Raw genomic sequence first — 21,999 nt, forward strand, 5'->3', positions numbered from 1 at the left:
CGCGCGAGCGCCGAACCACGTCCATGGCCCTGAGCCCATCGCAGATCATCGTCCTGGCCACGCCGGTCTTCTTCGGCCTGATCGGCCTGGAAGTCGCATGGGGCCACCGACGCGGGCGCAATACCTACCGCCTGAACGACGCGATCAACAGCATCTCGCTTGGCATGCTGAGCCAGGTGAGCGCGGTGCTGATGCCGTTCCTGAAGATCGGGCTGTACGCCGCGGTGTTCACGCACGTCGCGTTGTTTCGCAACGATGCGTTCTGGATGTCGTGGTACGGCTGGATCGTCGCCCTCGTCTTCTACGACTTCTGCTACTACTGGCTGCACCGCGCGGGGCACGAGGTGGCGATCCTCTGGGCCGCGCACGTGGTTCATCACCAGTCGGAGGACTACAACCTCTCCACGGCGCTGCGCCAGACCAGCACGGGGCACTTGCTCGGCTGGGTCTTCTATCTGCCGATGGCGCTCGCGGGCGTGCCGCCGTTCGTCTTCGCGGTGGTGGGCCTCATCGACTTGCTCTACCAGTTCTGGGTGCATACCGAACACGTCGGCAAGCTCGGCTGGTTCGACCGCTGGTTCTGCTCGCCTTCCAACCATCGCGTGCACCATGCGGTGAACGACCCGTACCTCGATCGCAACTATGGCGGCGTGCTGATCGTGTGGGACCGCCTCTTCGGCAGCTTCACCGAAGAAGGCGAACGCTGCGTGTACGGCACGCGCTCGCCGCTTCGCAGCTGGGATCCGCTCTGGTCCAATTTCGAGGTCTACTGGTCGCTCGCGCGCGACGCCTGGTACACCCGCAGCTGGAAGAACAAGGTGCTCGTGTGGATCAGGCCGGCGGGATGGCGCCCGGCCGACGTCGCCGAACGCTTTGCGAAGGCCCCCTTCGAATTGGCGGCCGTGCGGCGTTTCCATCCGCCGATGACCCGGGGCATGCTGTGGTTCGCGGCCGCGCAGTTCGCGGCAGGGCTCGCCTGCTCGATCGCGTATCTCTGGAATGCCGACACGATGCCCATCGGCGATGCGTTCGTGTGGCTCGCCGCGCTGACCGCAGCACTATGGGCAAGCGGTGTGGCGATGCAGGGTCGGCTTTCCATGCTCGAGGTGCTGATGGTCCAGGCCGCGGCGCTCGCGACCGCGAGCGGTGCGCTGGGCCTGCAGACGCTGCATCACGCCGCGAAACCGCTGGCGATGCTGCTTGCGATCGCGTTCGTTCATGCGAGGTCGCGCACGCGCTTCGATTCGCTGCTGCTCGCGGCGCTCGCGTGCTCGCTCGCGGGCGATGTCCTTCTCATGGTGCCGGGCTACTTCCTTGCCGGCCTCGTGAGTTTTCTCGTGGCGCATCTGTGCTACATCGCGCTCTTCAAGTCGGGCGTGCCGTGGTTGCCGAGCCGCCGGGCGCTGGTGGCGGTCGCGGTGCCCGGGCTCGCGATGTACGCCTTTCTGTTCGGGTACCTGCCGCCGGTGCTGAAGGTGGCCGTGGCTGCCTACACGATCGTGATCTGCCTGATGGCGGCGCAGGCGATCGGCCGCGCGACCGTGCTGCGCGACGGCGCCTCGCTGGGCGTGGCGATCGGGGCGGCCTTCTTCATGCTGAGCGATTCGACGCTCGCGATCCACCGCTTCGCAGTGGCTGTGCCGATGGGGCAGTTCGCGGTGCTGGCGACGTACTACCTGGCGCAGTGCTTGATCGTCCACCATGCGCGCGGTGCCGCGCACCGTTCAGCGCCCTCCACCACCCGGCCTCATTCGGAGAAGAGTTCCCCCGCCGCCTTCGGTGGCGCCACGCCCAGGTGACGATAGGCCGCGAGCGTCGCCACTCGCCCGCGCGGCGTGCGCTGCAGGTACCCCTGCTGGATCAGGTACGGCTCGATCACGTCCTCGATGGTGTCGCGCTCCTCGCCGATCGAAGCCGCGATGTTGTCGAGTCCCACCGGACCGCCGTCGAAGCGATGCACCACGGCTTCGAGCAGCTTGCGGTCCATCACGTCGAACCCCTGCGGATCGACGTCGAGCATCGCGAGCGCCTTCTGCGCGATGTCCTCGGTGATGTGGCCCGTGCCCTTCACATCCGCGTAGTCGCGCACGCGCCTGAGCAGCCGGTTGGCGATGCGCGGCGTGCCGCGCGAACGCTTCGCGATCTCCATCGTGCCTTGCGGATCGATCGGCGCATGCAGCAGCCCGGCGCTGCGCCGCACGATGCGCGCGAGCTCCTCGGCGCTGTAGAACTCCAGCCGCGCCACGATGCCGAAGCGGTCGCGCAAGGGATTGGTGAGCATCCCGGCCCGTGTGGTCGCGCCCACCAGCGTGAAAGGCTGCAGATCGAGCTTGATCGAGCGCGCGGCCGGGCCTTCGCCGATCATGATGTCGATCTGGTAGTCCTCCAGCGCGGGATAGAGGATTTCCTCGACCACCGGTGAGAGCCGGTGAATCTCGTCGATGAAGAGCACGTCGTTCTTCTCGAGGTTGGTGAGCAGCGCGGCGAGGTCCTTCGGCTTCTCGAGCACCGGGCCGGAGGTCTGGCGCAAATTCACGCCCAGTTCGTGCGCGACGATGTGGGAAAGCGTCGTCTTGCCGAGCCCGGGGGGGCCGAAGAGCAGCACGTGGTCGAGCGCCTCGCCGCGCTTTCTCGCCGCGCCGATGAAGATTTCGAGCTGCTCGCGCGTCTTCGCCTGCCCGACGTACTCGGCAAGCAGCTTGGGGCGCAATGCGCGTTCCAGCGCCTCCTCGTTCGGCGACGCGGGGGCCGCGGACACCACGCGCTTGGCCGGCGGTGGCGCGAAATCGTCGGTCTGGATCGTCATTGCTGCTTCGTCCCGAGCCACGACGCGAGTGGCTGCCGGGCCCAGGCCTGTGCGTCGGAGCCCCAGTACGACTGCGGCTGGGAAGCCAGCAGACGCATCGCGCTCTCGCGCCGCTCGATGGCCGTCCGGGCGCGATCCACGATCTCGACGAGCGAATGACTGAGCAGATCGTCCTGCCGCAGCAGTTCTTCCACAAAGAACGTGTTGCGGCTGTCGGACTTGCAGCCGAACGAGGACCGCGTCGACGAAGCGGCCGTGAGCACGATGTGCGAGGGCGCCATGAGCGCCGGCACGAACGAGCCCGAATAGCAGGCCGATACGAGCACGAGCACCGGCCGCGAGCGCAGCGGGGCGAGCCAGTCCTGCAGCTCGCTCGCCTCGATCGCATCGGGCCGGCCTTGGGCCTCCTGCACGCCGAGCAGGCGCGCCGAGCCGTGCGTGGTGAAAAGCAGCACGACCTTGTCCGAAGGCCGCACGTCGCGTGCGATCGCTTGCAGCACGGTGCGGATGTTGCCGCGCGTCGCAAGCGGCCAGTCGGCCTCGCGGCCGGCCGGGGGATTCGCGAGTTCGAACATCACCGCGCGCGGATCGATCTCGCGCATCACTTCGGCCGCGAGCTCGACGTCGCCGCGGAATGCGCTGGACCCCGAATGCATGGCGAACCCGGCGAAGACGAGGCGCGGCGGCCGCTCGGCGGCCAGCGAGGCGTGAGCGGCTTCCAGCTGGGCCTGCAGCAGCGCGTCGCTGCCGGAAAACGCCTCGACTGCCCAGGAAGAGGCCGCGGCGCATGTCAGCAGCACCAGCAGGAAAGCGCGCATCCATCGCAGCGACATGACGTGCCTCATGCCCTTACTTCGCAAGCGACTTGAGCGCGAGCTTGATGCCCTCGCTCACGCCCACGTCCTGCGGCAGCGCCTTGAGCGACGCCGCCGCTTCCCTGTCGCTGTAGCCGAGCGCGACGAGCGCCTGCAGGATGTCGGCCTGCGCATCGGTGGCGGCATGCGCCGGGCCCGCGATGTCGGCGCCGAGACGGCCCTTCAGCTCGAGCAGCAGCCGCTCGGCGGTTTTCTTCCCGATGCCCGGAATCTTGATGAGCCGGCTCGCGTCCTGCGCCGTCACGGCGTGGGCGATGTCGCCCACGCTCATGCCGCTCAGCACCGAAAGCGCCGTGCGCGGCCCCACGCCGGAGATGCGGATCAACTGGCGAAAGGCGCCGCGTTCGGCTGCCGACCCGAAACCGAAGAGTATCTGCGCGTCCTCGCGGACGACGAAGTGCGTGAGCAGCGACACCTTCTCGCCCAGCCCCGGCAGGTTGTAGAACGTGCTCATCGGCACGTCGACCTCGTAGCCGACGCCGTGGCAGTCCACCAGCACCTGCGGCGGGTTCTTTTCGGACAACGTCCCCGTCAATCTGCCTATCATTCCCGGACCTCTGGACGGATTATCAGCTTGATTCTCAGACACGCGTTCTCCCCCGCCAACAACACCCGCCTGGCTCACCTCGCGGGGCCCACCGACGAACACCTGCGCACGATCGAAGTGGCGCTGCAGGTGCGCATCTCGCACCGGCAGGAGCACTTCCGCATCGAAGGCCCCAAGGCACGGGCCCAGCGCGCGCTCGACACGCTGTGCGCGATGTACGAGATGGCGAACCGCCCGATCCCGAGCGACCGCCTGCAGCTGATGCTCGCCGGCGACGCGACGCTCGGGGAAGCCGAAGACGGCGCGCTCGTGCTGCACACGCGCCGAGCGGACCTGCGCGCGCGCACGCCCAATCAGAGCGTCTACCTGGACAACATCGCGAGCCACGACGTCACGTTCGGCATCGGGCCGGCGGGCACCGGCAAGACCTACCTCGCGGTCGCGTGCGCGGTGGACGCGCTCGAGCGCAGCGCCGTGCAGCGCATCGTGCTCACGCGGCCCGCGGTGGAAGCCGGCGAGAAGCTCGGCTTCCTGCCCGGCGACCTCACGCAGAAGGTCGATCCGTACCTGAGGCCGCTCTACGACGCGCTCTACGACCTCATGGGATTCGACCGCGTGACGAAGGCCTTCGAGCGCAACGCGCTGGAAATCGCGCCGCTCGCCTTCATGCGCGGGCGCACGTTGAACAACGCCTTCGTGATCCTGGACGAGGCGCAGAACACGACGCCCGAGCAGATGAAAATGTTCCTCACGCGCATCGGCTTCGGCAGCAAGGCCGTGGTGACGGGCGACGTGAGCCAGATCGACCTGCCGAAGGGCCAGCTCTCGGGGCTTGTCGACGCGGACCGGATCCTCAAGGGCGTGCCCGGCATCGGGCACACGCGGTTCACGAGCGCGGATGTCGTGCGGCACCCCCTCGTCGCCCTCATCGTCGATGCGTACGACGCCGCGCGCCGCGCGAAGCCGCCATGAACGTGCCGCCGCTGGACCTCACGCTGCAGTTCGGCGAGTTCGACGGTGCCGCGGCGCACCGCCGGCTGCTCACGCGTTCGCGCGTGGCGAAGTGGCTCGCCTTCGCTTTGCAGCGGCAAGGCGAGCTGACCGTTCGGATCGTGGGAGAAGACGAAGGGCGAGCCCTGAACCGCGAGTACCGGCACAAGGACCACGCCACCAACGTGCTGACGTTCGACTACTCGAGCGAGCCGGTGGTGGCGGCCGATCTGGTGCTGTGCGCGCCGGTGGTCGAACGCGAGGCCGAGGCGCAGGGCAAGGCGCTCGAAGCGCACTACGCTCACCTGCTCGTGCATGGGGCGCTGCATGCGCAGGGGTACGAGCACGAGACGAACGAGAAGGATGCGCTGGAGATGGAGGCGCTGGAGGTGCTGATGCTCGCCGCGCTGGGGTACCCGAATCCGTACTGAAGCCGGCGGTGTGCCTTTCGGCGACCCCTCCGCTCAATTCACGCGCAACGGAATCGTGACCGGCCCGTCGTTCACGAGATGCACCTTCATGTCCGCGCCGAATTCGCCGGTCTGCACGGCCGGATGCGACTTGCGCGCTTCCTCGACGAAGTGGTCGTAGAGGCGTCGGCCTTCTTCGGGCGGCGCGGCGTTGCCGAAACTCGGGCGATTCCCGCCGCTCGTATCCGCCGCCAGCGTGAACTGGCTCACCACGAGAAGCGCGCCGCCCACATCCTGCACGCTGCGGTTCATCTTGCCCGCGTCGTCGCTGAAGATGCGCAGCTTCAGGAGCTTCGCAAGCAATCTGTCGGCTTGCGCCTCGCCATCGCCTCGCTCGGCGCAGACCAGCACCAGCAGGCCGTGCGCAATTTCTCCCGTCACGCGGCCTTGCACGACGACACGTGCTTCGCTCACGCGTTGCACCAGCGCCAGCATCAGATGAGGTCCTGCTCGTCCTGCGCGTGCGCTTCCACGTCGCTCGGCAGCAGCTGGATCGTGGCGCGCAGGCCCGGCACGGCGCTCATCAGCGCCTGCTCCACGCTGGCCCGCAAGGCGGCCGCGCGACCGAGCGTCCAGGCCGCCGGCATGTGCATGTGCAGGTCGACGAACCGGCGCTTGCCCGAGCGGCGGCTCGAGATGTGGTCGAAGCGGATCGTGGGATGCCGGAACTGCGCGAGCGTGCGGTCGATCTCGGCCAGCACCTCGGGTTCCAGCGCGCGATCCATGAGGCCTTCGGTGGATCGCCACATGAGCTGGACGCCTTCGCGCAGGATGTTCACCGCCACGCCGATCGCCACGGCCGGATCGAGCCATTGCCAGCCCGTGATCGCCACCAGCGCGACACCCACCACCACGCCGGCCGACGTCCAGACGTCGGTGATGAGGTGGCGGGCATCGCCTTCCACCGCGATCGATCGATGCTGCCGGGCCGACTGCAGCATCGCCCACGCCAGCGTGCCATTCAGGACCGAGCTGAGCACCGACAGCGCCAGGCCGATGCCCAGCTGCTCGAGCTCGCCGGGATGCAGCAGGCGCTCGACCGCCGTCCAGAGGATCCCCGCCGCGGCGAGGAAGATCATCATCCCCTCGAAGCCGGAGGAGAAATACTCCGCCTTGTGGTGTCCATAGGGATGGTCCTCGTCGGCCGGGCGCATCGCGATGCGCACCATCACGAGCGCGAAGGTCGCGCTCGCGAGATTCACGAGCGACTCCATGGCGTCCGAGAGGAGCCCCACGGAATTCGTGAGCCACCAGGCGAGCGTCTTCAGGACGATGGTGACCACCGCCACCCCGATCGAGACGCGCAGGAGCGCATCGGGCGAGATGCGGCTGGCGGCGCTGGCGAGCGTCATTCGGCTCAATGCGGCCGGCCGGGATAGATCAGCAGCGACGGCTCGACGTGCGCGAGCGCGATGAAGTCGCGGTCGTTGTGCACCAGCAGCGCGCCGTGTTCGAGCGCCAGCGCCGCGATCAGGCAGTCGTTCGGCTTGCGGATGGTGAAGCCCTTCTCGCGGGCCGAACGGTACAGGCCGGCCGCGAGCTCGTACGTCGTGAGTTCGCGCGGCTCGAGGACGAGCATCGACCAGAACCGCTCGCGCAAGGTCTCGAAGAGCGCGTCCGACCGCACGCCCTGCAACACCTCCTGGCAGATGATGCCCGTCGTCGCGAGCTCGTCGATTTCGTCGCGGTTGTCCAGAAAGCGCGTCGCTTCGGTCGCGATGCCGCGCTCGACCTGAATCCACACCGATGAATCGACAAGGAGCATCAGCGTTTGCGCAGCTTGACGGCCGCATTGGCGGGCGACTTGCTGGTGGGAGATTTCACCGCGGGGGATTTCACCGCGCGCGATTTCCCAGCGGGGGATTTTCCACCCGGCATCTTCTTCGCCGGCGGAGGGCGCTTGTATGTAGGAGTGCCCTCCTCGACGCGGTATCTCCCTGGCGGTTCACCCGGGGCCGCTTTCGGGTCGTAGTCGTCCCACAGGTCGCCGGGCTTCGCGATGGCCCAGATGTCCCGGAAGCGCGCGCGCTTCGACCGCGCCACCATCTCGCGCAGCGCGCGATCCACGACCTCGCGCTTCGTGCGCGCACCCGAAACCTTCATGGCTTCGGCGACCAGCGTCTCGTCGAGATCGATGTTGGTGAGCATCGGAAGAATTGTACATTGAATATATAAGCAGTCAACCGCCGATGCCGCTCGTGCGGGGGGCGACGCGTGCGTTTCAGGTCAGTGTGACGCGAGCGAACTTGCGCTTGCCGACCTGCACGACGTAGGTGCCGGGTTCGAGCTTCAGACCCTTGTCGCTGATGGGGGTCGAGTCCACGCGCACGCCGTTGCCGTCGATGAGCCGATTGGCTTCGCTCGCCGAAGGCGCGAGCCCCGCCTGCTTCAGCAGTTGCGCGATGCCGAGCGGCGCGCCGCTCAACGCCACCTCGGGTATTTCATCGGGCACGCCGCCGCGGCTGCGATTCACGAAATCCTCCTCGGCCGCTTGTGCCGCCTGCGCGCCGTGGAATCGCGTCGTGATCTCGCTCGCGAGCGCGACTTTCGCGTCTCGCGGATTGCGGCCTTGCTCGGTCTCGCGCTTCAGGAGGGCGATCTCGTCTTCGCTGCGAAACGACAGCAGCGTGTACCAGCGCCACATCAGCTCGTCGGAGATCGACATCGTCTTCGCGAACATCGAGTTCGCATCCTCCGTGATGCCGATGTAGTTGTTCTTGCTCTTGGACATCTTCTCGACGCCGTCCAGGCCCTCCAGCAGCGGCATGGTGAGGATGCACTGCGGCTCCTGGCCGTATTCCTGCTGGAGATGGCGGCCCATCAGCAGGTTGAACTTCTGATCGGTGCCGCCCAGCTCCAGGTCGCTTCGCAGCGCCACCGAGTCGTAGCCCTGCATCAGCGGGTAGAGGAATTCGTGGATGGAAATCGAACGCCCGTCGGCGAAGCGTTTCCTGAAGTCGTCCCGCTCCATCATCCGCGCCACCGTGTACCGCGCCGCGAGCTCGATCATGCCGCGCGCGCCGAGCGGGTCGCTCCACTCGCTGTTGTAGCGGATCTCGGTCTTCGACGGATCGAGAACCCGGCTCGCCTGCTCGTAGTAGGTCTTCGCGTTGGCTTCGATCTGCTCGCGCGTGAGCGGCGGCCGCGTCGTGTTGCGGCCCGACGGATCGCCGATCATCGAAGTGAAGTCGCCGATCAAAAAGATCACCTGGTGCCCGAGGTTCTGCAGTTGCCGCATCTTGTTCAGCACCACGGTGTGGCCGATGTGGATGTCGGGTGCCGTCGGGTCCAGCCCCAGCTTGATGCGCAGCGGCACGCCCGTGGCCTGCGAGCGCGCGAGCTTCTTCAGCCAGTCTTGCTGCGGGAGGAGTTCTTCCACGCCGCGCAAGCTCACGCGCATGGCTTCTCGCACGCCTTCGGTCACAGGAAAACCGGAAGGGGCCTCGGGGGATGGGGGGGACTGGCTCATCGTTACATTCCGGCGGAAGGCCGGCCGCACCGGCTGGCTATACTCGCGCACATTGTTGCCGCACGTCGGCCCGCCGATTCTAGTTCCGTCGATTCTTCCGATTCTCCGGTAGGACAAGGCGGACAGCGGCGAGTCCCGGGACACGGAAGTCGTCCCTGCGGGGAGCAAAGAGGAAAGGATTCCGAAGTTGTCGATCGACGGTTTGCGAACCGCTGGAGAACGTTTGCTCCGGCGTGCGGCGCACGCGCTGGAACACCACCCCAGACAGGTCACGGCCGCGATGGCGGCGCTGCTGCTGAGCGCAGCAGGCGGTGCCTTCGCCGTCGCGCACACCGCCGAGCGGCTGATCGACCCGGCCACGCTGCCGGTGCGGGAGCTCATCGAATCCGTCGAGCCGTTGCCCATCGCGGCCCAGGCCGAAGTGCTGGATGCCTTCCGGTTCAAGCTCTACCGGACCGAGCCCGTGCGCGCGAACGACACGGCCGAGGCGCTGTTGCGCCGGCTGGGCATCAACGACCCCGCCGCGGCCGCTTTCCTGCGCGCGGACCCGACGTTCCGGCGCGAGGTGCTGGCCCGCGCCGGCCGCAACGTCGCGGTGGAGGCAAGTGACAGCCAGGCGCTGCACAAGCTCACGGTGCGGTGGCTCTTCGACCGCAGCGATCGTTTCGAGCGCTACGTGGTGGAGCGCACCGCATCGGGCGGGTTCTCGGCCCGCCTCGAGACCGCGCCGCTCGTCGCATCCTTGCGGCTCGCGGGCGGCGTCGTGCGCTCGTCCTACTTCGAAGCCACCGATCGGGCCGGCCTCTCGGACGCCGTCGCGATGCAAGTGACTTCCATCTTCAAGGGCGAAATCGACTTCAACCGCGGCATGAAGGTCGGCGACCGCTTCGATGTGGTCTACGAGTCGCTCGAAGCGGACGGCGAGCCCTTGCGCAGCGGCCGCGTCATCTCGGCCGAATTCGTGAATGCCGGCCGCAGGCACCTGGCGATGTGGTTCAAGGAGCCGACACGCGAAGGCGGCTACTTCGACCTCGACGGCCGCAGTCTGGAGCGCGCTTTCCTCGCGTCGCCGATGTCGGTGACGCGCATCACGAGCAGCTACAAGCTGCGCTTCCACCCGATCCTGCACGAGTGGATCAAGCACGAAGGCGTCGACTACGGCGGCCCGGTGGGCACGCCGGTGCACACGATCGCCGAGGGCGTCGTGACCCATGCCGGCCCCATGGGCGCCTACGGCAACATCGTCATCGTGAACCACGGCCATGGCGTTGAGACCCGTTACGCGCATCTGAGCCGCATCGAGGTGCGCAACGGGCAGAAGCTGCAGCGCGGCCAGACCGTGGGCCTCCTCGGCGGCACCGGCCGCGTGACGGGGCCGCACCTGCACTTCGAATTCCGCGAGAACGGCGTCGCGACCGACCCGGTCGTCGCGCTCCAGCGCAATCAGGAGCCCGTGCTGTCGGCGCAGGCGAAGGTGGAATTCGACCGGCAAAGCCACTCGATCCGCAGCCAGTTCGCCTCGATCGACCGCGTGCCGGTGGTGGCCTTGCGCGACTGAGCGCGCGCGGGGGTTCCCAAACGACAGGAAGGGCGCCTCGGCGCCCTTTTGCTTTACCGTCGACGCTTCCCGCGCCGTCAGACCGAGAAGCTCGATCCGCAGCCGCAGGTCGTGGTCGCGTTCGGATTCTTGATGACGAACTGCGCGCCCTGGAGGTCTTCCTTGTAGTCGATTTCGGCGCCGACCAGATACTGGTAGCTCATGGCGTCGATCAGGAGCGACACGCCGTTTTTCATCATGACGGTGTCGTCGTCGTTGGCGACTTCGTCGAAGGTGAAGCCGTACTGAAAGCCCGAGCAGCCGCCGCCTTGCACGAAAACGCGCAGCTTGAGGTCGGGGTTGCCTTCCTCGGCGATCAGTTCGGCCACCTTGGCCGCCGCGCTGTCGGTGAAGACCAGCGGGTCGGGCATGCCGGTTTCGTCGGCTTTCAGTTCAGCTAGGGCGCTCATGGATGCTCCTGGATTCGCTCAATGGTAAGCGAGGCGGGCCCCGGAAGGCTCAACCACCGCCTTTTGCCGCCAGCTTCAGTAAGGGCTTTTCCTCGTCGTTGCCCACCATCAGCGGCTTCAGTTGACCTGAAATGACCGCGCCCTGGTGCATTTCAAGCGCCATGTAGGACACATCGCCCTCCACCCGGGCCTTGGGCTGCAGTTCCAGCAGCTCGCGCGCGATCACGGGCCCGCGCACGGTGCCGTTGACGATCACGTGGTCGGCGTGAATCTCGCCCTGCACCACGGCAAGCTCGGAAATCACGAGCATGCTCGGCGCGTCGCTCGTGGCGCGGATGTCGCCGAACACCTCGCCGTCGATGCGCAGGCCCTCGTTGAACTTCAGGTCGCCGTCGATGCGCGTGCCCTGCGCGATCAGGCTCTTGATGGGTGGCTGTGCCTTCTTGCCGAACATGGAGAGCTCCTCAACGGTTACCTAGCGAAGCAAAAACACCGGATGCATCACAGCGATATCGTCTGCATGGCACGAGTCGCCTGGCCGTCGACCACCTTGGCCGAGACACTTTTTACCACTGCCTGGGGGGGCAGGTCGACCATGCCTTCCACCCGGCGGTACTGGCGGAACTGCAGAGGCGTGCCACCGCCGGGCAACTGGGTGGACCAGGACTTGCCGTTCACGGTGCCTGCGATCACGAGTTCCAGCCGCCCCTTGAATTCGGGCGCATTCTTCACGGGCTGGATGACGAGCACCTGCCACTTCAGCTGGGCGCCCGCGGGAAGGACTTCGGCCTGCAGCCCGCGGATCGCGACGGCTTCCGTCCCGGTGGACGGGATCAGCTTCTCGAAGAAGCCGAGATCGTCGCGCAGCGACTGGTTTTCGGCCTCGAGCGCCTTGATCTGGCTCGCGAGTTTCGTCTGGGCGGCCTTTTCGGCCGTCATCAGGCTGCCGGATGTGTTCATCACGGACTGCGCCTGATCGCGCTCCTCGCGCAGGCGGGTGTTCTCGGCGCGCAGGCGCACCAGTTCTTCCTTGGCACCCCCTTCGAGACCGGCGATGCCCTTGCCGAGCTCGAAGGCCCACAGGCCGATCGCACCGCAAAAGCCGAGCACGAGGGCGATGCCCGCCCAGCGCAGCGGCCAGGGCAAGGCGCTCCTCACCGCCATGCGCGGCGCGCTGATGGTGAGCCTTCGCCTCAGGAGCTTGAATCGCATAGGCTTCGGATACTGCCCAGACAACAAAGCCGCAGCAAGCGGGAAACTTGTGCGGCTTTGTGTCGGACGCGAGCGCGCGTAACGCTTGCGGCTTACTCGAGGGGGGTCAACGCTTGCTGAATTGCTTGCGGCGGCGTGCGGAGTGCAGGCCCACCTTCTTGCGTTCGACTTCGCGCGCATCGCGCGTCACGTAGCCGGCCGCGGAGAGCTGCGGCTTCAGGGCCGCGTCGTAGTCGATGAGCGCGCGGGTGATGCCGTGGCGCACCGCGCCGGCCTGGCCGGATTCGCCGCCGCCGTGGACGTTCACCTGGATGTCGAACGCCTCGACGTTGTTGGTGAGGACGAGCGGCTGCTTCGCGATCATGATCGAAGTCTGGCGGCCGAAGAACTGTTCGATGTCCCGGCCGTTGACCGTGATCTTGCCCGTGCCCTTCTTCAGGAAGACACGCGCGACGCTCGACTTGCGGCGTCCGGTGCCGTTGTTCCATTCGCCGATCATGCTCGAACCTCCAGGGGCTTCGGTTGCTGCGCGGTATGCGGATGTTCGGCGCCGCCGTACACCTTGAGCTTCTTGATCATGGCGTAGCCGAGCGGACCCTTCGGGAGCATGCCCTTCACGGCCTTCTCCAGGGCGCGGCCGGGATGCTTGGCCTGCATTTCCTTGAAGGTGGCCGAGCGGATGCCGCCGGGATAGCCGGTATGGCGGTAGTAGACCTTGTCGGTCTCCTTCGCGCCGGTGACGCGCAGCCTGGCTGCGTTGACGACGACGATGAAGTCGCCGGTATCGACGTGAGGCGTATAAATGGCCTTGTGCTTGCCGCGCAGACGGAGGGCAACTTCGCTGGCTACCCGTCCGAGCACCTTGTCGGTGGCGTCAATCACAAACCATTCATGCTTCACGTCGGCGGGCTTGGCGCTGACGGTGGTGGTCATGAGATTTCCTGGTTTGGCGGGCTCTATTCCACGGTCGGTGTCCCTCTGGTGGGGACCTCTTAGGTGGCGTGCGCCTGGGGCGCCGGTGGCATGAGAACATGCCACCTGGATTTCGCGAGCGGAGCCTCGAAAGCGCTGCGAAGCCTCACATTATACGAAAATCGACCGATGTTCAGCTACCGCCACGGATTCCACGCCGGCAACCACGCCGACGTCCTGAAACACGCGGTGTTGATCGCGGTCGTGAGGCATCTCACGGCCAAGCCGACACCGATCACGGTGGTGGACACGCATGCGGGCGCCGGGCTCTACCGGCTGGACGACGACTTCGCCGACACCTCCGGCGAGGCCCGCGACGGCATCTTCAAACTGCGCGAGACCCATCCCGAGGCGCCGCTGCTGAAGGATTACCTCGCACTGGTCGCGGGCTTCAACCGGCCCGGGGAACTGCGCATCTATCCCGGCTCGCCGTTCGTTGCGCAGCACCTGCTCAGGCAGGAAGTCCCGGACCGGCTGTGGCTCTTCGAAATGCACCCCACCGACAGCAAGGCGCTCGCCGCGCACGTGGAGCAGCTCGATGCGGGCAGGCAAGTCCGGCTGCAGCGTGCGGACGGCTTCGAGCAGCTGAAGGCGCACCTGCCGCCGCCTTCGCGGCGCGCGCTCGTGCTGATCGATCCCAGCTACGAAATCAAGAGCGACTACGGCAAGGTGGTCCGGGCCCTGCAGGATGGCCTGAAGCGCTTCGCCACCGGCACGTACATGGTGTGGTATCCGATCATCCCCCGGCCGGAAGCGCACGAGCTGCCGCGCCGCCTGAAGACGATCGCGAACCAGGCCGGCCGGCCGTGGCTGCACGCGACGCTCGCCATCGGACAGGACGAGGCGAAGCAAAGGCAGGGCCTCACGGCGAGCGGCGTGTTCCTCGTGAACCCGCCGCACACGCTGAAGCCGGCGCTGCGCGAGGCGCTGCCGCAACTCGTGGACGCGCTCGGCCGCGGCAGGGGCAAGGGGCAGACGCTGGAAGCGTCATAGCCGGGTGGGCCGGCCACCTCCTGCCTGATCGGCCACAGCTCACACGCGTCCCATTCTGCGTCCGAGCACCATCGTCCAGTAGCCGCCGTAGTACGACCCGGGATTCTGCACGCAGGCCACACCGATTTCGCTGTACTTCGGGTCCATGATGTTGCTGCAGTGGCCGGGGCTTTCCATCCACGCCTTCATCACGCCGTTGGTGTCGAACTGGCCCGCGGCGATGTTCTCCGCCACGCTGCGCCAGTGATAGCCGGCGGCCTCCACGCGGTCAGCCGGGTGCGAGCCGGCCCGGCTCACGTGATCGAAGTAGTTGTTCTCGGCCATGTCGGCCGAGTGACCGCTCGCCGCCGAGACGAGCTGCTGGTTCCACGCCACCGGCTGCGCGGGCCCGAACGCATCGCCGCCGCAGTTGCCGCCCCGGGCGCGAACCGCGTTCACCTGCTGCACGATCGCTTCGCGCATGCCCGGCACGCTGCAGGGCGATGCCTTGAACGTCGCGGCAGCCGCGAAAGAGTGGACGAGGACAGCGGCGGCGATGACGGCCGAGCTGCGGGCAAGGGTTTTGGCGGTGTTCGTAGGACGCATCCTGCATCGGATGTAGGAGAGGCGCCGGGGTTCCTGTAAGACATTGCGTGAAGAGGCCCCGCGTGATATTCGGCACGGCCGAGGACCCAAGGCTGCGTTCGCGGCTACCTATACTGCAACGAGTGAGCACTTTCCACCTCGCGCAAGTCAATGTCGCTTACGCCCGCGGCGCGCAAGACGACGAGGTCATGGCAGAGTTCATCGCGCGCCTGGATGAGATCAACGAGCTCGCGCAGCGCAGCCCCGGCTTCGTCTGGCGCTACCTGAGCGATACGCGCGATCCGGCCCAGCGTGAATTCGCCGATCCGCTCGTGCTTTTCAACATGACGCTGTGGCAGAGCGTGGAGGCTTTGCACTCTTTCACGTACCGGACCGCGCACGCCCAGGTGTTCGCCGCGCGCAAGAAGTGGTTCGCCGATTGGAGCGATCACGTGGGAAAGCTGCCGGAACTCGGTGCAGGAATGCCTTTCATCGCGCTCTGGTGGGTGCCCGCGGGTCATGTTCCGACCGCGGCGGAAGGGATCGCAAAGCTGAAGCTGCTGGGCCGAGAGGGGCCGGGGCCGGAAGCCTTCACCTTCAAGCAGATCTTCACGCCGCAAGGCGAGGCGCGAGAGCGGCAATGACGCCTCGACGGAAGCGACCGCCTGAGCGCCTCAGCGCAGCCGCCCGCAGATTTCGACGGTCGCCTTCGCCTGATTCATCGTGTAGAAGTGAAAGCCGGGCGCCCCGCCTGCCTTCAGCCGCTCGCACAGCATCGTCACCACGTCGAGCCCGAAGGCCCGGATCGAAGCGGAATCGTCACCGAAGCTCGCGAGCCGCATGCGAATCCAGCGCGGAATCTCGGCGCCGCAGCTGTCGGAGAAGCGCATCAGCTGCGTGGAACTCGTGATCGGCATGATCCCCGGCACGATGGGTGCCCGGATGCCGCGCCGCGCGAGCGTATCCACGTAGTGCAGGTACGCGTCCGCGTTGAAGAAGTACTGCGTGATGCCCGAATCCGCGCCGGCCTCGATCTTCGCGGCGAACGCATCGATGTCGGCCATCGGCGATTTCGATTGCGGATGCATTTCCGGATAGGCAGCCACTTCGATGTGGAATTGCCGGCCCGTCTCGCTGCGGATGAACGCCACGAGCTCGCTCGCGTAGCGGAATTCACCGCCCGGGCCGTAGCCGCTCGGCAGGTCGCCGCGCAGCGCGACGATGCGCTTCACGCCCGCTGCCGAATAGGCGGCGAGACGCTCGCGGATCGATTCTCTGGTCTGCCCGATGCATGACAGGTGCGGCGCGGCGGGCCAGCCCTCGGCCATGATTTCGGTCACGGCCTGCAGCGTGCCTTCCTGCGTGGAGCCGCCCGCGCCGAAGGTGACGGAGCAGAACTCGGGCTTCAGCGCGTACAGCAGCCTGCGCGCGTCTCGCAGCTTCGCCGCGCCCTCGGGCGTCTTGGGCGGAAAGAATTCGAGACTGACGGGGATCGTCATGCGCTCCTCCTTGCATGAATGAAGAACTCGCGATTGCCGTCGCCCCCGGCAATGCCGCTTTCGAACCAGGCGGCTACGCACAGTCCCGACGCGGCGCAGCAATCGCGCAATCGCCCCTCGACCTGGGCGTAGTCCGCGGGGTCGCGCACGACCCCCCGTTTGCCGATGCGAGAGCAATCGAGCTCGAACTGCGGCTTCACGAGCAAAAGCAGGTCGCCCGTTGCCCGGAGCATCGGCACCAGCGCGGGCAACACGAGCGTGAGCGAGATGAACGAGAGGTCGCCCGCGATCGCGTCGAAGGGCCCTCCCACTTGTTGCGCTGTCAGATCGCGCGCGTTGAGCTTCTCGAAAACCGTCACGCGCGGGTCGCCGCGCAGCCGTTCTTGCAGTTGGCCGTGGCCTACGTCCACGCCCGTCACGTGCGCGGCGCCGTGCGCGAGCAGGCAATCGGTGAAGCCGCCCGTGGACTGACCGACGTCGAGGCATCGCTTGCCGCGCACGTCGAGGCGCGCGGTGCGCAACGCACCTTCGAGCTTCAGCCCGCCGCGCGACACGTACTTGGTTTCGCTCGCGTCCAGCAGCTCGAACTTCGCGCCCTCGGGCAGCTCGTCGCCGTTCTTGGCAACGTCGTGCCAGCACGCTCCATCGAACCAGCGCACGCCGGCCGCGATGAGCCGCTGCGCCTGCGAGCGGGTCGCGGCGAGGCCGTGTGAGACGAGAAGCTGGTCGGCGCGCATGATGGGCCCGTCGTCGCCGCCTTCGCGGGGACGGGCGAACCTAGTAGCGATACGTATCCGGCTTGTACGGCCCTTCCACGGGCACCCCGAGGTAGGCGGCCTGCTGCGTCGAGAGCTGTGTGAGCATCGCCCCCAGCTTCTTCAGCTGCAGCCGCGCCACCTTCTCGTCGAGGTGCTTGGGCAGCGTGTAGACCTTGCCCACCTCGTAGGAGTCGCGGTGCGAGAAGAGCTCGATCTGGGCGAGGGTCTGGTTCGCGAAAGAAGAGGACATCACGTAGCTCGGATGACCGGTCGCGCAGCCGAGGTTCACGAGCCGCCCCTTCGCAAGCAGGATGATCCGCTTGCCGTCCGGAAAGATCACGTGGTCCACCTGCGGCTTGATCTCTTCCCACGCGTACTGCTCGAGCGAGGCGACGTCGATCTCGTTGTCGAAGTGGCCGATGTTGCAGACGATCGCCTGGTCCTTCATCTTCGACATGTGCGCGTGCGTGATCACGTCCTTGTTGCCGGTGGCGGTGACGAAGATGTCGGCCTTGTCGCACGCGTAGTCCATCGTGACGACGCGGTAGCCTTCCATGGCGGCCTGCAGCGCGTTGATCGGGTCGATCTCGGTCACCCACACCTGCGCGGAGAGCGCGCGCAGTGCCTGGGCGCTGCCCTTGCCCACGTCGCCGTAGCCGCACACGAGCGCGACCTTGCCCGCGATCATCACGTCCGTGGCGCGCTTGATGCCGTCCACGAGCGACTCGCGGCAGCCATAGAGGTTGTCGAACTTGCTCTTGGTGACCGAGTCGTTCACGTTGATCGCGCGGAACATGAGCTCGCCGCGCTGCGCCATCTGCTTCAGGCGGTTCACGCCGGTGGTCGTCTCCTCGGTCACGCCGAGAATCTGCGCGCTCTTGCGCGAGTACCAGGTCGCGTCCTGCGCGAGCTTCGCCTTGATCGCGGCGAAGAGGACGCGCTCTTCCTCGCCGTGCGGATCGGCGAGCACGGAAGCGTCCTTCTCCGCGCGCTTGCCCAGATGCATGAGCAGCGTCGCGTCGCCTCCGTCGTCCAGGATCATGTTCGGCCCTTCGCGGTCGCTGCCCTTCGCACCGAACTCGAAGATGCGGTGCGTGTAATCCCAGTAGTCGGCGAGCGACTCGCCCTTCACGGCGAAGACGGGCGTGCCGCTCGCGGCGATGGCGGCAGCCGCGTGGTCCTGTGTGGAAAAGATGTTGCACGATGCCCAGCGCACCTGCGCGCCGAGCGCCTGCAGCGTCTCGATCAGCACCGCCGTCTGAATCGTCATGTGCAGCGAGCCGGCGATGCGCGCGCCTTCGAGCGGCTTCGCCCGGGCAAATTCATCGCGGATCGCCATGAGGCCGGGCATCTCGGTTTCGGCGATGCGGATTTCCTTGCGGCCCCACTCGGCAAGCGATGCGTCCGCGATCAGGAAATCGGCGGAGGGTTTCAAAACGGCGTTCATCGTGGCTCCAGGTCCTTCGGTTGGATGGACCACGCTTCAGGGGGGAGCCAAATGAACTCACCGCACGGAGCGTGGGTGAGCGTCGTTGCTTAGTGGGTTCCGAGCCTCGCGCCGCATTCGATCTGGCCGATCGGTTCGATCCGGTCGATCGGGAATGACGGGCGCTGCAACGCTCCTCGGTGAGGCGAATTCTAGCAATCCGCGCGATCCTGACGCTAGACTGCGGGAATGACGCCGCCGAGGTTCACGCCGAGCTTCTCCCTCCTGCTGCTGTGCTGGGGGCTCGCATGCGGGACCGCCGCCTCGCAGCCGGCCGCGTCCGGGAGCTCCGCCCTGATCGACACCCCGGCCGAATGCAAGGCCTTCGGCGGCGCCTGGATCGCCCGCGGCGCCTGGCAGTTCGCCTGCCAGGCACCGTGGGTCCGCGAGGACTGTCTCAAGCTCGGGGGCGCATGGACGCCGCTCGTGGGCGCCCCGTTCGACGGTATCTGCATGGCGGCCGTCTCGCTACGAGCCACGCAGAGACAGTGCACGGATTCCGGCGGCACCTGGGGCCCGCCCGGCTCGCCGATGCCGCTTTGCCAGCCGGGCACGGCCAAGCCCGCGACCGCCGCTGTGCGCGACGCGCCCGATGCCGACAAGGCCTGCGACAGCCAGACCGACTGCGCACTCGGCTGCGTGTATCGCGGCCCGCCCGCGGCCGAGGGCACCAACGTGCTCGGGCGCTGCCGCGCCAATCCGCGACAGCGAGGCTGCTTCTCGATGGTCGAGAAGGGCCGCATCGCGGGTAGCGTCTGCGTCGATTGAGCGCCCTGCGGCCACCCATCGAGCCGATGCTCGCGAAGATCGCGACGGAGCTGCCGCGCGAGCCGGGTTTCCTCTTCGAGCCGAAGTGGGACGGCTTTCGGGCGCTCGTCTTCCGCGGCAACGACAGCACTTACCTGCAAAGCCGCGACCTGAAGCCGCTCAACCGCTATTTCCCTGAACTCGAGAAGGCGCTGCACGAAGCCCTGCCGCGAGGCTGCGTGCTCGACGGCGAGATCGTCGTTGCCGACGCGCACGGGCTCGACTTCGATGCTTTGCAGCAGCGCATTCATCCCGCTGCCTCGCGCATCGCGCGGCTCGCGCGGGAGACGCCGGCTTCGTTCGTCGCGTTCGATCTCCTTGCGGCCGGTGGCAAGTCCACGATGGCGCTGCCGCAATCGGAGCGCCGCGTGCGGCTCGAGCGGCTGCTCGGCAAGGCGTTGCCCCCGCTTTACCTGACCCCCGCGACGCGCGACCGCGACGAAGCCGTGCAATGGCTGGAGCGGTTCGAGGGCGCGGGACTCGACGGCGTCGTGGCCAAGCTCGAATCGGCCGCCTACCAGCCCGCCAGGCGCGCGATGCTGAAGATCAAGCACGCGCGCACCGCCGACTGCGTGGTGGGGGGCTTTCGCTGGTACAAGGACCGGCGCGACGCGATCGGTTCGCTGCTGCTCGGCCTGTACGACGGCAACGGGGTGCTGCAACACGTGGGCGTTGCTTCGTCGTTCACCATGGAGATGCGACAGGCGCTGCTGGTGGAACTGGAGCCTCTGCGCAAGGACGCCCTGAATGATCATCCTTGGCGGGACTGGGCCGGGGCGGCCGTGGGCGACGAGCGCCGCATGCCCGGCGAGGACAGCCAGACGCGCCGCATGCCCGGCGAGGACAACCAGACGCACCGCATGCCCGGCGCGTCGAGCCGATGGAGCGGCGGCAAGGACCTGAGCTGGGAGCCCGTGCGGCCCGAACGCGTGGCGGAAGTGAAGTACGACCACCTGCAGGGCAACCGCTTTCGCCACGCCGCGGTGTTCCTGCGATGGCGGCCGGACAAGCCGCCCGGGGACTGCCGCTACGACCAGCTGGAAGTGGCCGCGCCGCTGGAGCTCGCGAAAGTCTTCGGCGTCAGGCCATGAGCGCCGCCAGGTCGGCGCGAGGCGCGTGCCACGTCACCTCGGGCGACGTGTCGTCGAACTCGCTTTGCATGAGGCGCGCGTGAAACGAGGTTTCCCACAGCACGAAGTAGCGGGTGCCCACCTTCCACGGATTGGCGACGAAGAGGATCTGGCCGTGCACAAGGCGATCCGCCGCGAGCTCCGCGGTCAGACGCACACGGGCGATCTCCTGCGAGTCCTCGTCTTCGTCGCCGCGGGCCGCCGCCGCGCGCAGCGCGAAGGCATCGCGCAGCCGCGTGCGCCACATGGCCCATCTCGCGCGCAGTGCCCGGACCGTGAGCGTGCGCATGACCACAGAGTGCTCCGCTGCCGCCTTCGACTGCGCTAGTGGCGCATCCCGGATGGAACGCGCGCCGAACCGACGGCGGCGAAGCCGAGGGTATCCTCGCCCGGCGCCGATTGCGCGGCCGACGACCATTCGTAGGGCCCCGGCAGCGCGTCCAGCGCCTGGCCGGCCGGCAGCTCGAGCCGCCATGACAGGCCGCGGAACCACCGCAGCGCATCGGGGTCCATTTCGCAGAGCCGGTCGATGAAGAGGCGTTCCAGCTGCGCGGCGCTGGCGAGCACGCGCGGCGCCCAGACCTTCAGCACGAGGCGTGCATGCAGGCCGCGCGTTCCCGGCAACGGGCCCTCGCAGTCCAGCACCTCGAGCTCGAGCCAGTCCGTGCTGAGCGCGGCACGCAACTGCACGTCGCGCAGCACCACCCCGAGGATCACGCGCAGCACCTGCGGCCGCACGTTGCGGATCGCACTGTCGTCGAGCGAATCGGCGAACGGAATGGATGCAGGCGCGCCACCGGCGGCGGCCACTTCGGCTCCGGGCTGGGAAGGACCGATCCAGCGGCGAACATTGGACAACAGCGACATGATGGTCTCCCTTCCCGGCTCAATCGCCCATGTGATGCCACGCCGCTTCGGGCAGGGCCGCGAGCAGGTCGCGCAGCAACCCGAGCGTGCCCGTCGTCGCGGCCCATTCGATCTGCTCGCGCAGCACGATGCGCTTGGCGAGCGACCCCGTCCTCGTCCACGCGCGGCCTTCGAGCGGCGGCGTGAGCCCGGCCGGACGGTCGGGCAGGCGTTCGAAGATGCTCCACCAGTGCACCGGCAGCGGACAGACACGGCCCTGCCGGCGGGCGATGAGCAGCACGTCGTCCACGGTGGGTCCCTGCAGGCGCTGCGCGGGGACGCGCGGCCGCGGGGTGGGGGCGGGAGCGGGGGCGGGAACGCCCAGGAACGAACCCGGCAGCGTCGGCGCGAACCCGGCGTCCTGGCGGGCCGCGAGTTCCTGCCAGCGGTCCCAGCCCGAATCGCCGGCCAGCTCCTGCACGTCGCATTGCAATGCGGGGTCGCGGGACTGCACCGGCGCGGACCGGCGCGATGTGGATGCGGCAGTGTTCAACATCGATCCCCTTTC

At 67.5% G+C, this 21,999-nt stretch carries 28 protein-coding genes and 1 riboswitch; of the genes, 8 read left to right on the top strand and 20 right to left on the bottom strand.

The genetic code is table 11. From position 1 onward, the window contains the following. Positions 1–23: 23 nt before the first annotated feature. Entirely contained in the window at positions 24–1,799 is a 1,776-nt protein-coding gene (locus VHA82_RS09160; RefSeq protein ID WP_325542719.1) for a lysoplasmalogenase family protein, read from the top strand. Here the strand turns inward: VHA82_RS09160 and ruvB are convergent. From ruvB to ruvA, 3 genes are read right to left on the bottom strand one after another with little or no spacing between them, the layout of a single operon-like run. Further along, entirely contained in the window at positions 1,748–2,806 is a 1,059-nt protein-coding gene (gene ruvB / locus VHA82_RS09165) for a Holliday junction branch migration DNA helicase RuvB (protein WP_325542721.1), read from the bottom strand. The two genes, VHA82_RS09160 and ruvB, sit on opposite strands and share 52 nt — an antisense overlap. Then, complete coding sequence (locus VHA82_RS09170) at positions 2,803–3,651, bottom strand: C13 family peptidase (protein ID WP_325542723.1); 849 nt, start codon at positions 3,649–3,651, stop codon at positions 2,803–2,805. The genes ruvB and VHA82_RS09170 overlap by 4 nt, the downstream gene beginning before the upstream one ends. A 4-nt stretch (positions 3,652–3,655) precedes the next feature. Continuing rightward, complete coding sequence (gene ruvA / locus VHA82_RS09175) at positions 3,656–4,228, bottom strand: Holliday junction branch migration protein RuvA (protein WP_325542725.1); 573 nt, start codon at positions 4,226–4,228, stop codon at positions 3,656–3,658. Between the two features lie 27 nt (positions 4,229–4,255). On the opposite strand from ruvA, the gene VHA82_RS09180 reads away from it, so the two are divergent. Together VHA82_RS09180 and ybeY are read left to right on the top strand one after the other, a co-directional pair. Continuing rightward, positions 4,256–5,200 carry a PhoH family protein gene (locus tag VHA82_RS09180; RefSeq protein ID WP_325542727.1) on the top strand — a complete coding sequence of 315 codons (945 nt, stop codon included), beginning with the start codon at positions 4,256–4,258 and terminating at the stop codon, positions 5,198–5,200. Beyond that, positions 5,197–5,649, top strand: a complete 453-nt coding sequence (gene ybeY, locus VHA82_RS09185; RefSeq protein ID WP_325542730.1) for an rRNA maturation RNase YbeY — start codon at positions 5,197–5,199, stop codon at positions 5,647–5,649. Before VHA82_RS09180 ends, ybeY begins: the two co-directional genes overlap by 4 nt. A gap of 33 nt (positions 5,650–5,682) precedes the next feature. On the opposite strand, the gene dtd is transcribed toward ybeY, so the two are convergent. From dtd to tyrS, 5 genes are all read right to left on the bottom strand, one after another. Continuing rightward, on the bottom strand, positions 5,683–6,123 hold the full coding sequence (gene dtd, locus VHA82_RS09190; protein WP_325542733.1) for a D-aminoacyl-tRNA deacylase: 441 nt from the start codon (positions 6,121–6,123) through the stop codon (positions 5,683–5,685). Beyond that, positions 6,123–7,040, bottom strand: coding sequence for a cation diffusion facilitator family transporter (locus tag VHA82_RS09195; RefSeq protein WP_325542735.1), 918 nt, complete (start codon positions 7,038–7,040; stop codon positions 6,123–6,125). The genes dtd and VHA82_RS09195 overlap by 1 nt, the downstream gene beginning before the upstream one ends. Before the next feature lie 5 nt (positions 7,041–7,045). After that, complete coding sequence (gene vapC / locus VHA82_RS09200; RefSeq protein WP_325542737.1) at positions 7,046–7,453, bottom strand: type II toxin-antitoxin system VapC family toxin; 408 nt, start codon at positions 7,451–7,453, stop codon at positions 7,046–7,048. Continuing rightward, positions 7,453–7,836 carry a type II toxin-antitoxin system VapB family antitoxin gene (locus tag VHA82_RS09205; protein ID WP_325542739.1) on the bottom strand — a complete coding sequence of 128 codons (384 nt, stop codon included), beginning with the start codon at positions 7,834–7,836 and terminating at the stop codon, positions 7,453–7,455. Before VHA82_RS09205 ends, vapC begins: the two co-directional genes overlap by 1 nt. 73 nt (positions 7,837–7,909) lie before the next feature. After that, the gene (gene tyrS / locus VHA82_RS09210; RefSeq protein ID WP_325542741.1) at positions 7,910–9,157 is read right to left on the bottom strand and encodes a tyrosine--tRNA ligase; all 1,248 of its coding nucleotides are present in this window, start codon (positions 9,155–9,157) and stop codon (positions 7,910–7,912) included. Positions 9,158–9,380: 223 nt separating this feature from the next. On the opposite strand from tyrS, the gene VHA82_RS09215 reads away from it, so the two are divergent. Continuing rightward, positions 9,381–10,715: a M23 family metallopeptidase gene (locus tag VHA82_RS09215; protein WP_325542743.1), complete on the top strand. Its 1,335-nt coding sequence runs from the start codon at positions 9,381–9,383 to the stop codon at positions 10,713–10,715. A gap of 77 nt (positions 10,716–10,792) precedes the next feature. Here VHA82_RS09215 and erpA read toward each other — a convergent pair whose 3' ends face one another. The 5 genes from erpA to rplM all read right to left on the bottom strand — a co-directional run bounded on the left by erpA (position 10,793) and on the right by rplM (position 13,309). Beyond that, complete coding sequence (gene erpA / locus VHA82_RS09220) at positions 10,793–11,164, bottom strand: iron-sulfur cluster insertion protein ErpA (RefSeq protein ID WP_325542745.1); 372 nt, start codon at positions 11,162–11,164, stop codon at positions 10,793–10,795. 49 nt (positions 11,165–11,213) lie between these two features. Continuing rightward, complete coding sequence (locus VHA82_RS09225) at positions 11,214–11,618, bottom strand: polymer-forming cytoskeletal protein (protein WP_325542747.1); 405 nt, start codon at positions 11,616–11,618, stop codon at positions 11,214–11,216. A gap of 47 nt (positions 11,619–11,665) precedes the next feature. Beyond that, positions 11,666–12,376, bottom strand: coding sequence for a DUF6776 family protein (locus VHA82_RS09230; protein WP_325542749.1), 711 nt, complete (start codon positions 12,374–12,376; stop codon positions 11,666–11,668). 106 nt (positions 12,377–12,482) lie between these two features. After that, positions 12,483–12,875, bottom strand: coding sequence for a 30S ribosomal protein S9 (gene rpsI, locus VHA82_RS09235; protein WP_325542751.1), 393 nt, complete (start codon positions 12,873–12,875; stop codon positions 12,483–12,485). Next, positions 12,872–13,309: a 50S ribosomal protein L13 gene (gene rplM, locus VHA82_RS09240; protein WP_325542753.1), complete on the bottom strand. Its 438-nt coding sequence runs from the start codon at positions 13,307–13,309 to the stop codon at positions 12,872–12,874. Before rplM ends, rpsI begins: the two co-directional genes overlap by 4 nt. A 168-nt stretch (positions 13,310–13,477) precedes the next feature. Between rplM and VHA82_RS09245 the strand changes: the two genes are divergently transcribed. Next, on the top strand, positions 13,478–14,341 hold the full coding sequence (locus tag VHA82_RS09245) for a 23S rRNA (adenine(2030)-N(6))-methyltransferase RlmJ (RefSeq protein ID WP_325542756.1): 864 nt from the start codon (positions 13,478–13,480) through the stop codon (positions 14,339–14,341). Positions 14,342–14,380: 39 nt separating this feature from the next. On the opposite strand, the gene VHA82_RS09250 is transcribed toward VHA82_RS09245, so the two are convergent. Beyond that, the gene (locus VHA82_RS09250) at positions 14,381–14,926 is read right to left on the bottom strand and encodes a CAP domain-containing protein (protein ID WP_325542758.1); all 546 of its coding nucleotides are present in this window, start codon (positions 14,924–14,926) and stop codon (positions 14,381–14,383) included. A gap of 122 nt (positions 14,927–15,048) precedes the next feature. On the opposite strand from VHA82_RS09250, the gene VHA82_RS09255 reads away from it, so the two are divergent. Next, positions 15,049–15,549: a DUF3291 domain-containing protein gene (locus VHA82_RS09255; RefSeq protein WP_325542760.1), complete on the top strand. Its 501-nt coding sequence runs from the start codon at positions 15,049–15,051 to the stop codon at positions 15,547–15,549. A gap of 30 nt (positions 15,550–15,579) precedes the next feature. Here VHA82_RS09255 and metF read toward each other — a convergent pair whose 3' ends face one another. From metF to ahcY, 3 genes are read right to left on the bottom strand one after another with little or no spacing between them, the layout of a single operon-like run. Then, positions 15,580–16,404 carry a methylenetetrahydrofolate reductase [NAD(P)H] gene (gene metF, locus VHA82_RS09260; RefSeq protein ID WP_325542762.1) on the bottom strand — a complete coding sequence of 275 codons (825 nt, stop codon included), beginning with the start codon at positions 16,402–16,404 and terminating at the stop codon, positions 15,580–15,582. Next, the gene (locus tag VHA82_RS09265; RefSeq protein WP_325542764.1) at positions 16,401–17,141 is read right to left on the bottom strand and encodes a TlyA family RNA methyltransferase; all 741 of its coding nucleotides are present in this window, start codon (positions 17,139–17,141) and stop codon (positions 16,401–16,403) included. Before VHA82_RS09265 ends, metF begins: the two co-directional genes overlap by 4 nt. Before the next feature lie 40 nt (positions 17,142–17,181). Beyond that, positions 17,182–18,609 (bottom strand): adenosylhomocysteinase, encoded by a 1,428-nt coding sequence (gene ahcY, locus VHA82_RS09270; protein ID WP_325542766.1) that lies wholly within the window; start codon positions 18,607–18,609, stop codon positions 17,182–17,184. A 70-nt stretch (positions 18,610–18,679) separates the two neighbouring features. Continuing rightward, positions 18,680–18,793, bottom strand: a riboswitch (S-adenosyl-L-homocysteine riboswitch). 44 nt (positions 18,794–18,837) lie between these two features. Between ahcY and VHA82_RS09275 the strand changes: the two genes are divergently transcribed. After that, positions 18,838–19,416, top strand: a complete 579-nt coding sequence (locus VHA82_RS09275; protein WP_325542768.1) for a hypothetical protein — start codon at positions 18,838–18,840, stop codon at positions 19,414–19,416. Then, entirely contained in the window at positions 19,413–20,546 is a 1,134-nt protein-coding gene (locus VHA82_RS09280; RefSeq protein ID WP_325542770.1) for an ATP-dependent DNA ligase, read from the top strand. Before VHA82_RS09275 ends, VHA82_RS09280 begins: the two co-directional genes overlap by 4 nt. Here VHA82_RS09280 and VHA82_RS09285 read toward each other — a convergent pair. Genes VHA82_RS09285 through VHA82_RS09295 form a run of 3 tightly spaced genes read right to left on the bottom strand, consistent with a single transcriptional unit; the run spans position 20,536 to position 21,987 of the window. Next, the gene (locus tag VHA82_RS09285) at positions 20,536–20,880 is read right to left on the bottom strand and encodes a hypothetical protein (RefSeq protein ID WP_325542772.1); all 345 of its coding nucleotides are present in this window, start codon (positions 20,878–20,880) and stop codon (positions 20,536–20,538) included. The two genes, VHA82_RS09280 and VHA82_RS09285, sit on opposite strands and share 11 nt — an antisense overlap. Before the next feature lie 29 nt (positions 20,881–20,909). Continuing rightward, complete coding sequence (locus VHA82_RS09290) at positions 20,910–21,452, bottom strand: hypothetical protein (RefSeq protein ID WP_325542774.1); 543 nt, start codon at positions 21,450–21,452, stop codon at positions 20,910–20,912. Between the two features lie 19 nt (positions 21,453–21,471). Beyond that, a complete protein-coding gene (locus tag VHA82_RS09295; protein ID WP_325542776.1) occupies positions 21,472–21,987 on the bottom strand; it encodes a hypothetical protein in 516 nt (171 codons plus the stop codon). Positions 21,988–21,999: the final 12 nt, after the last annotated feature.

The organism is Ramlibacter sp., from assembly GCF_035548915.1.
Taxonomy (GTDB): domain Bacteria; phylum Pseudomonadota; class Gammaproteobacteria; order Burkholderiales; family Burkholderiaceae_C; genus Ramlibacter.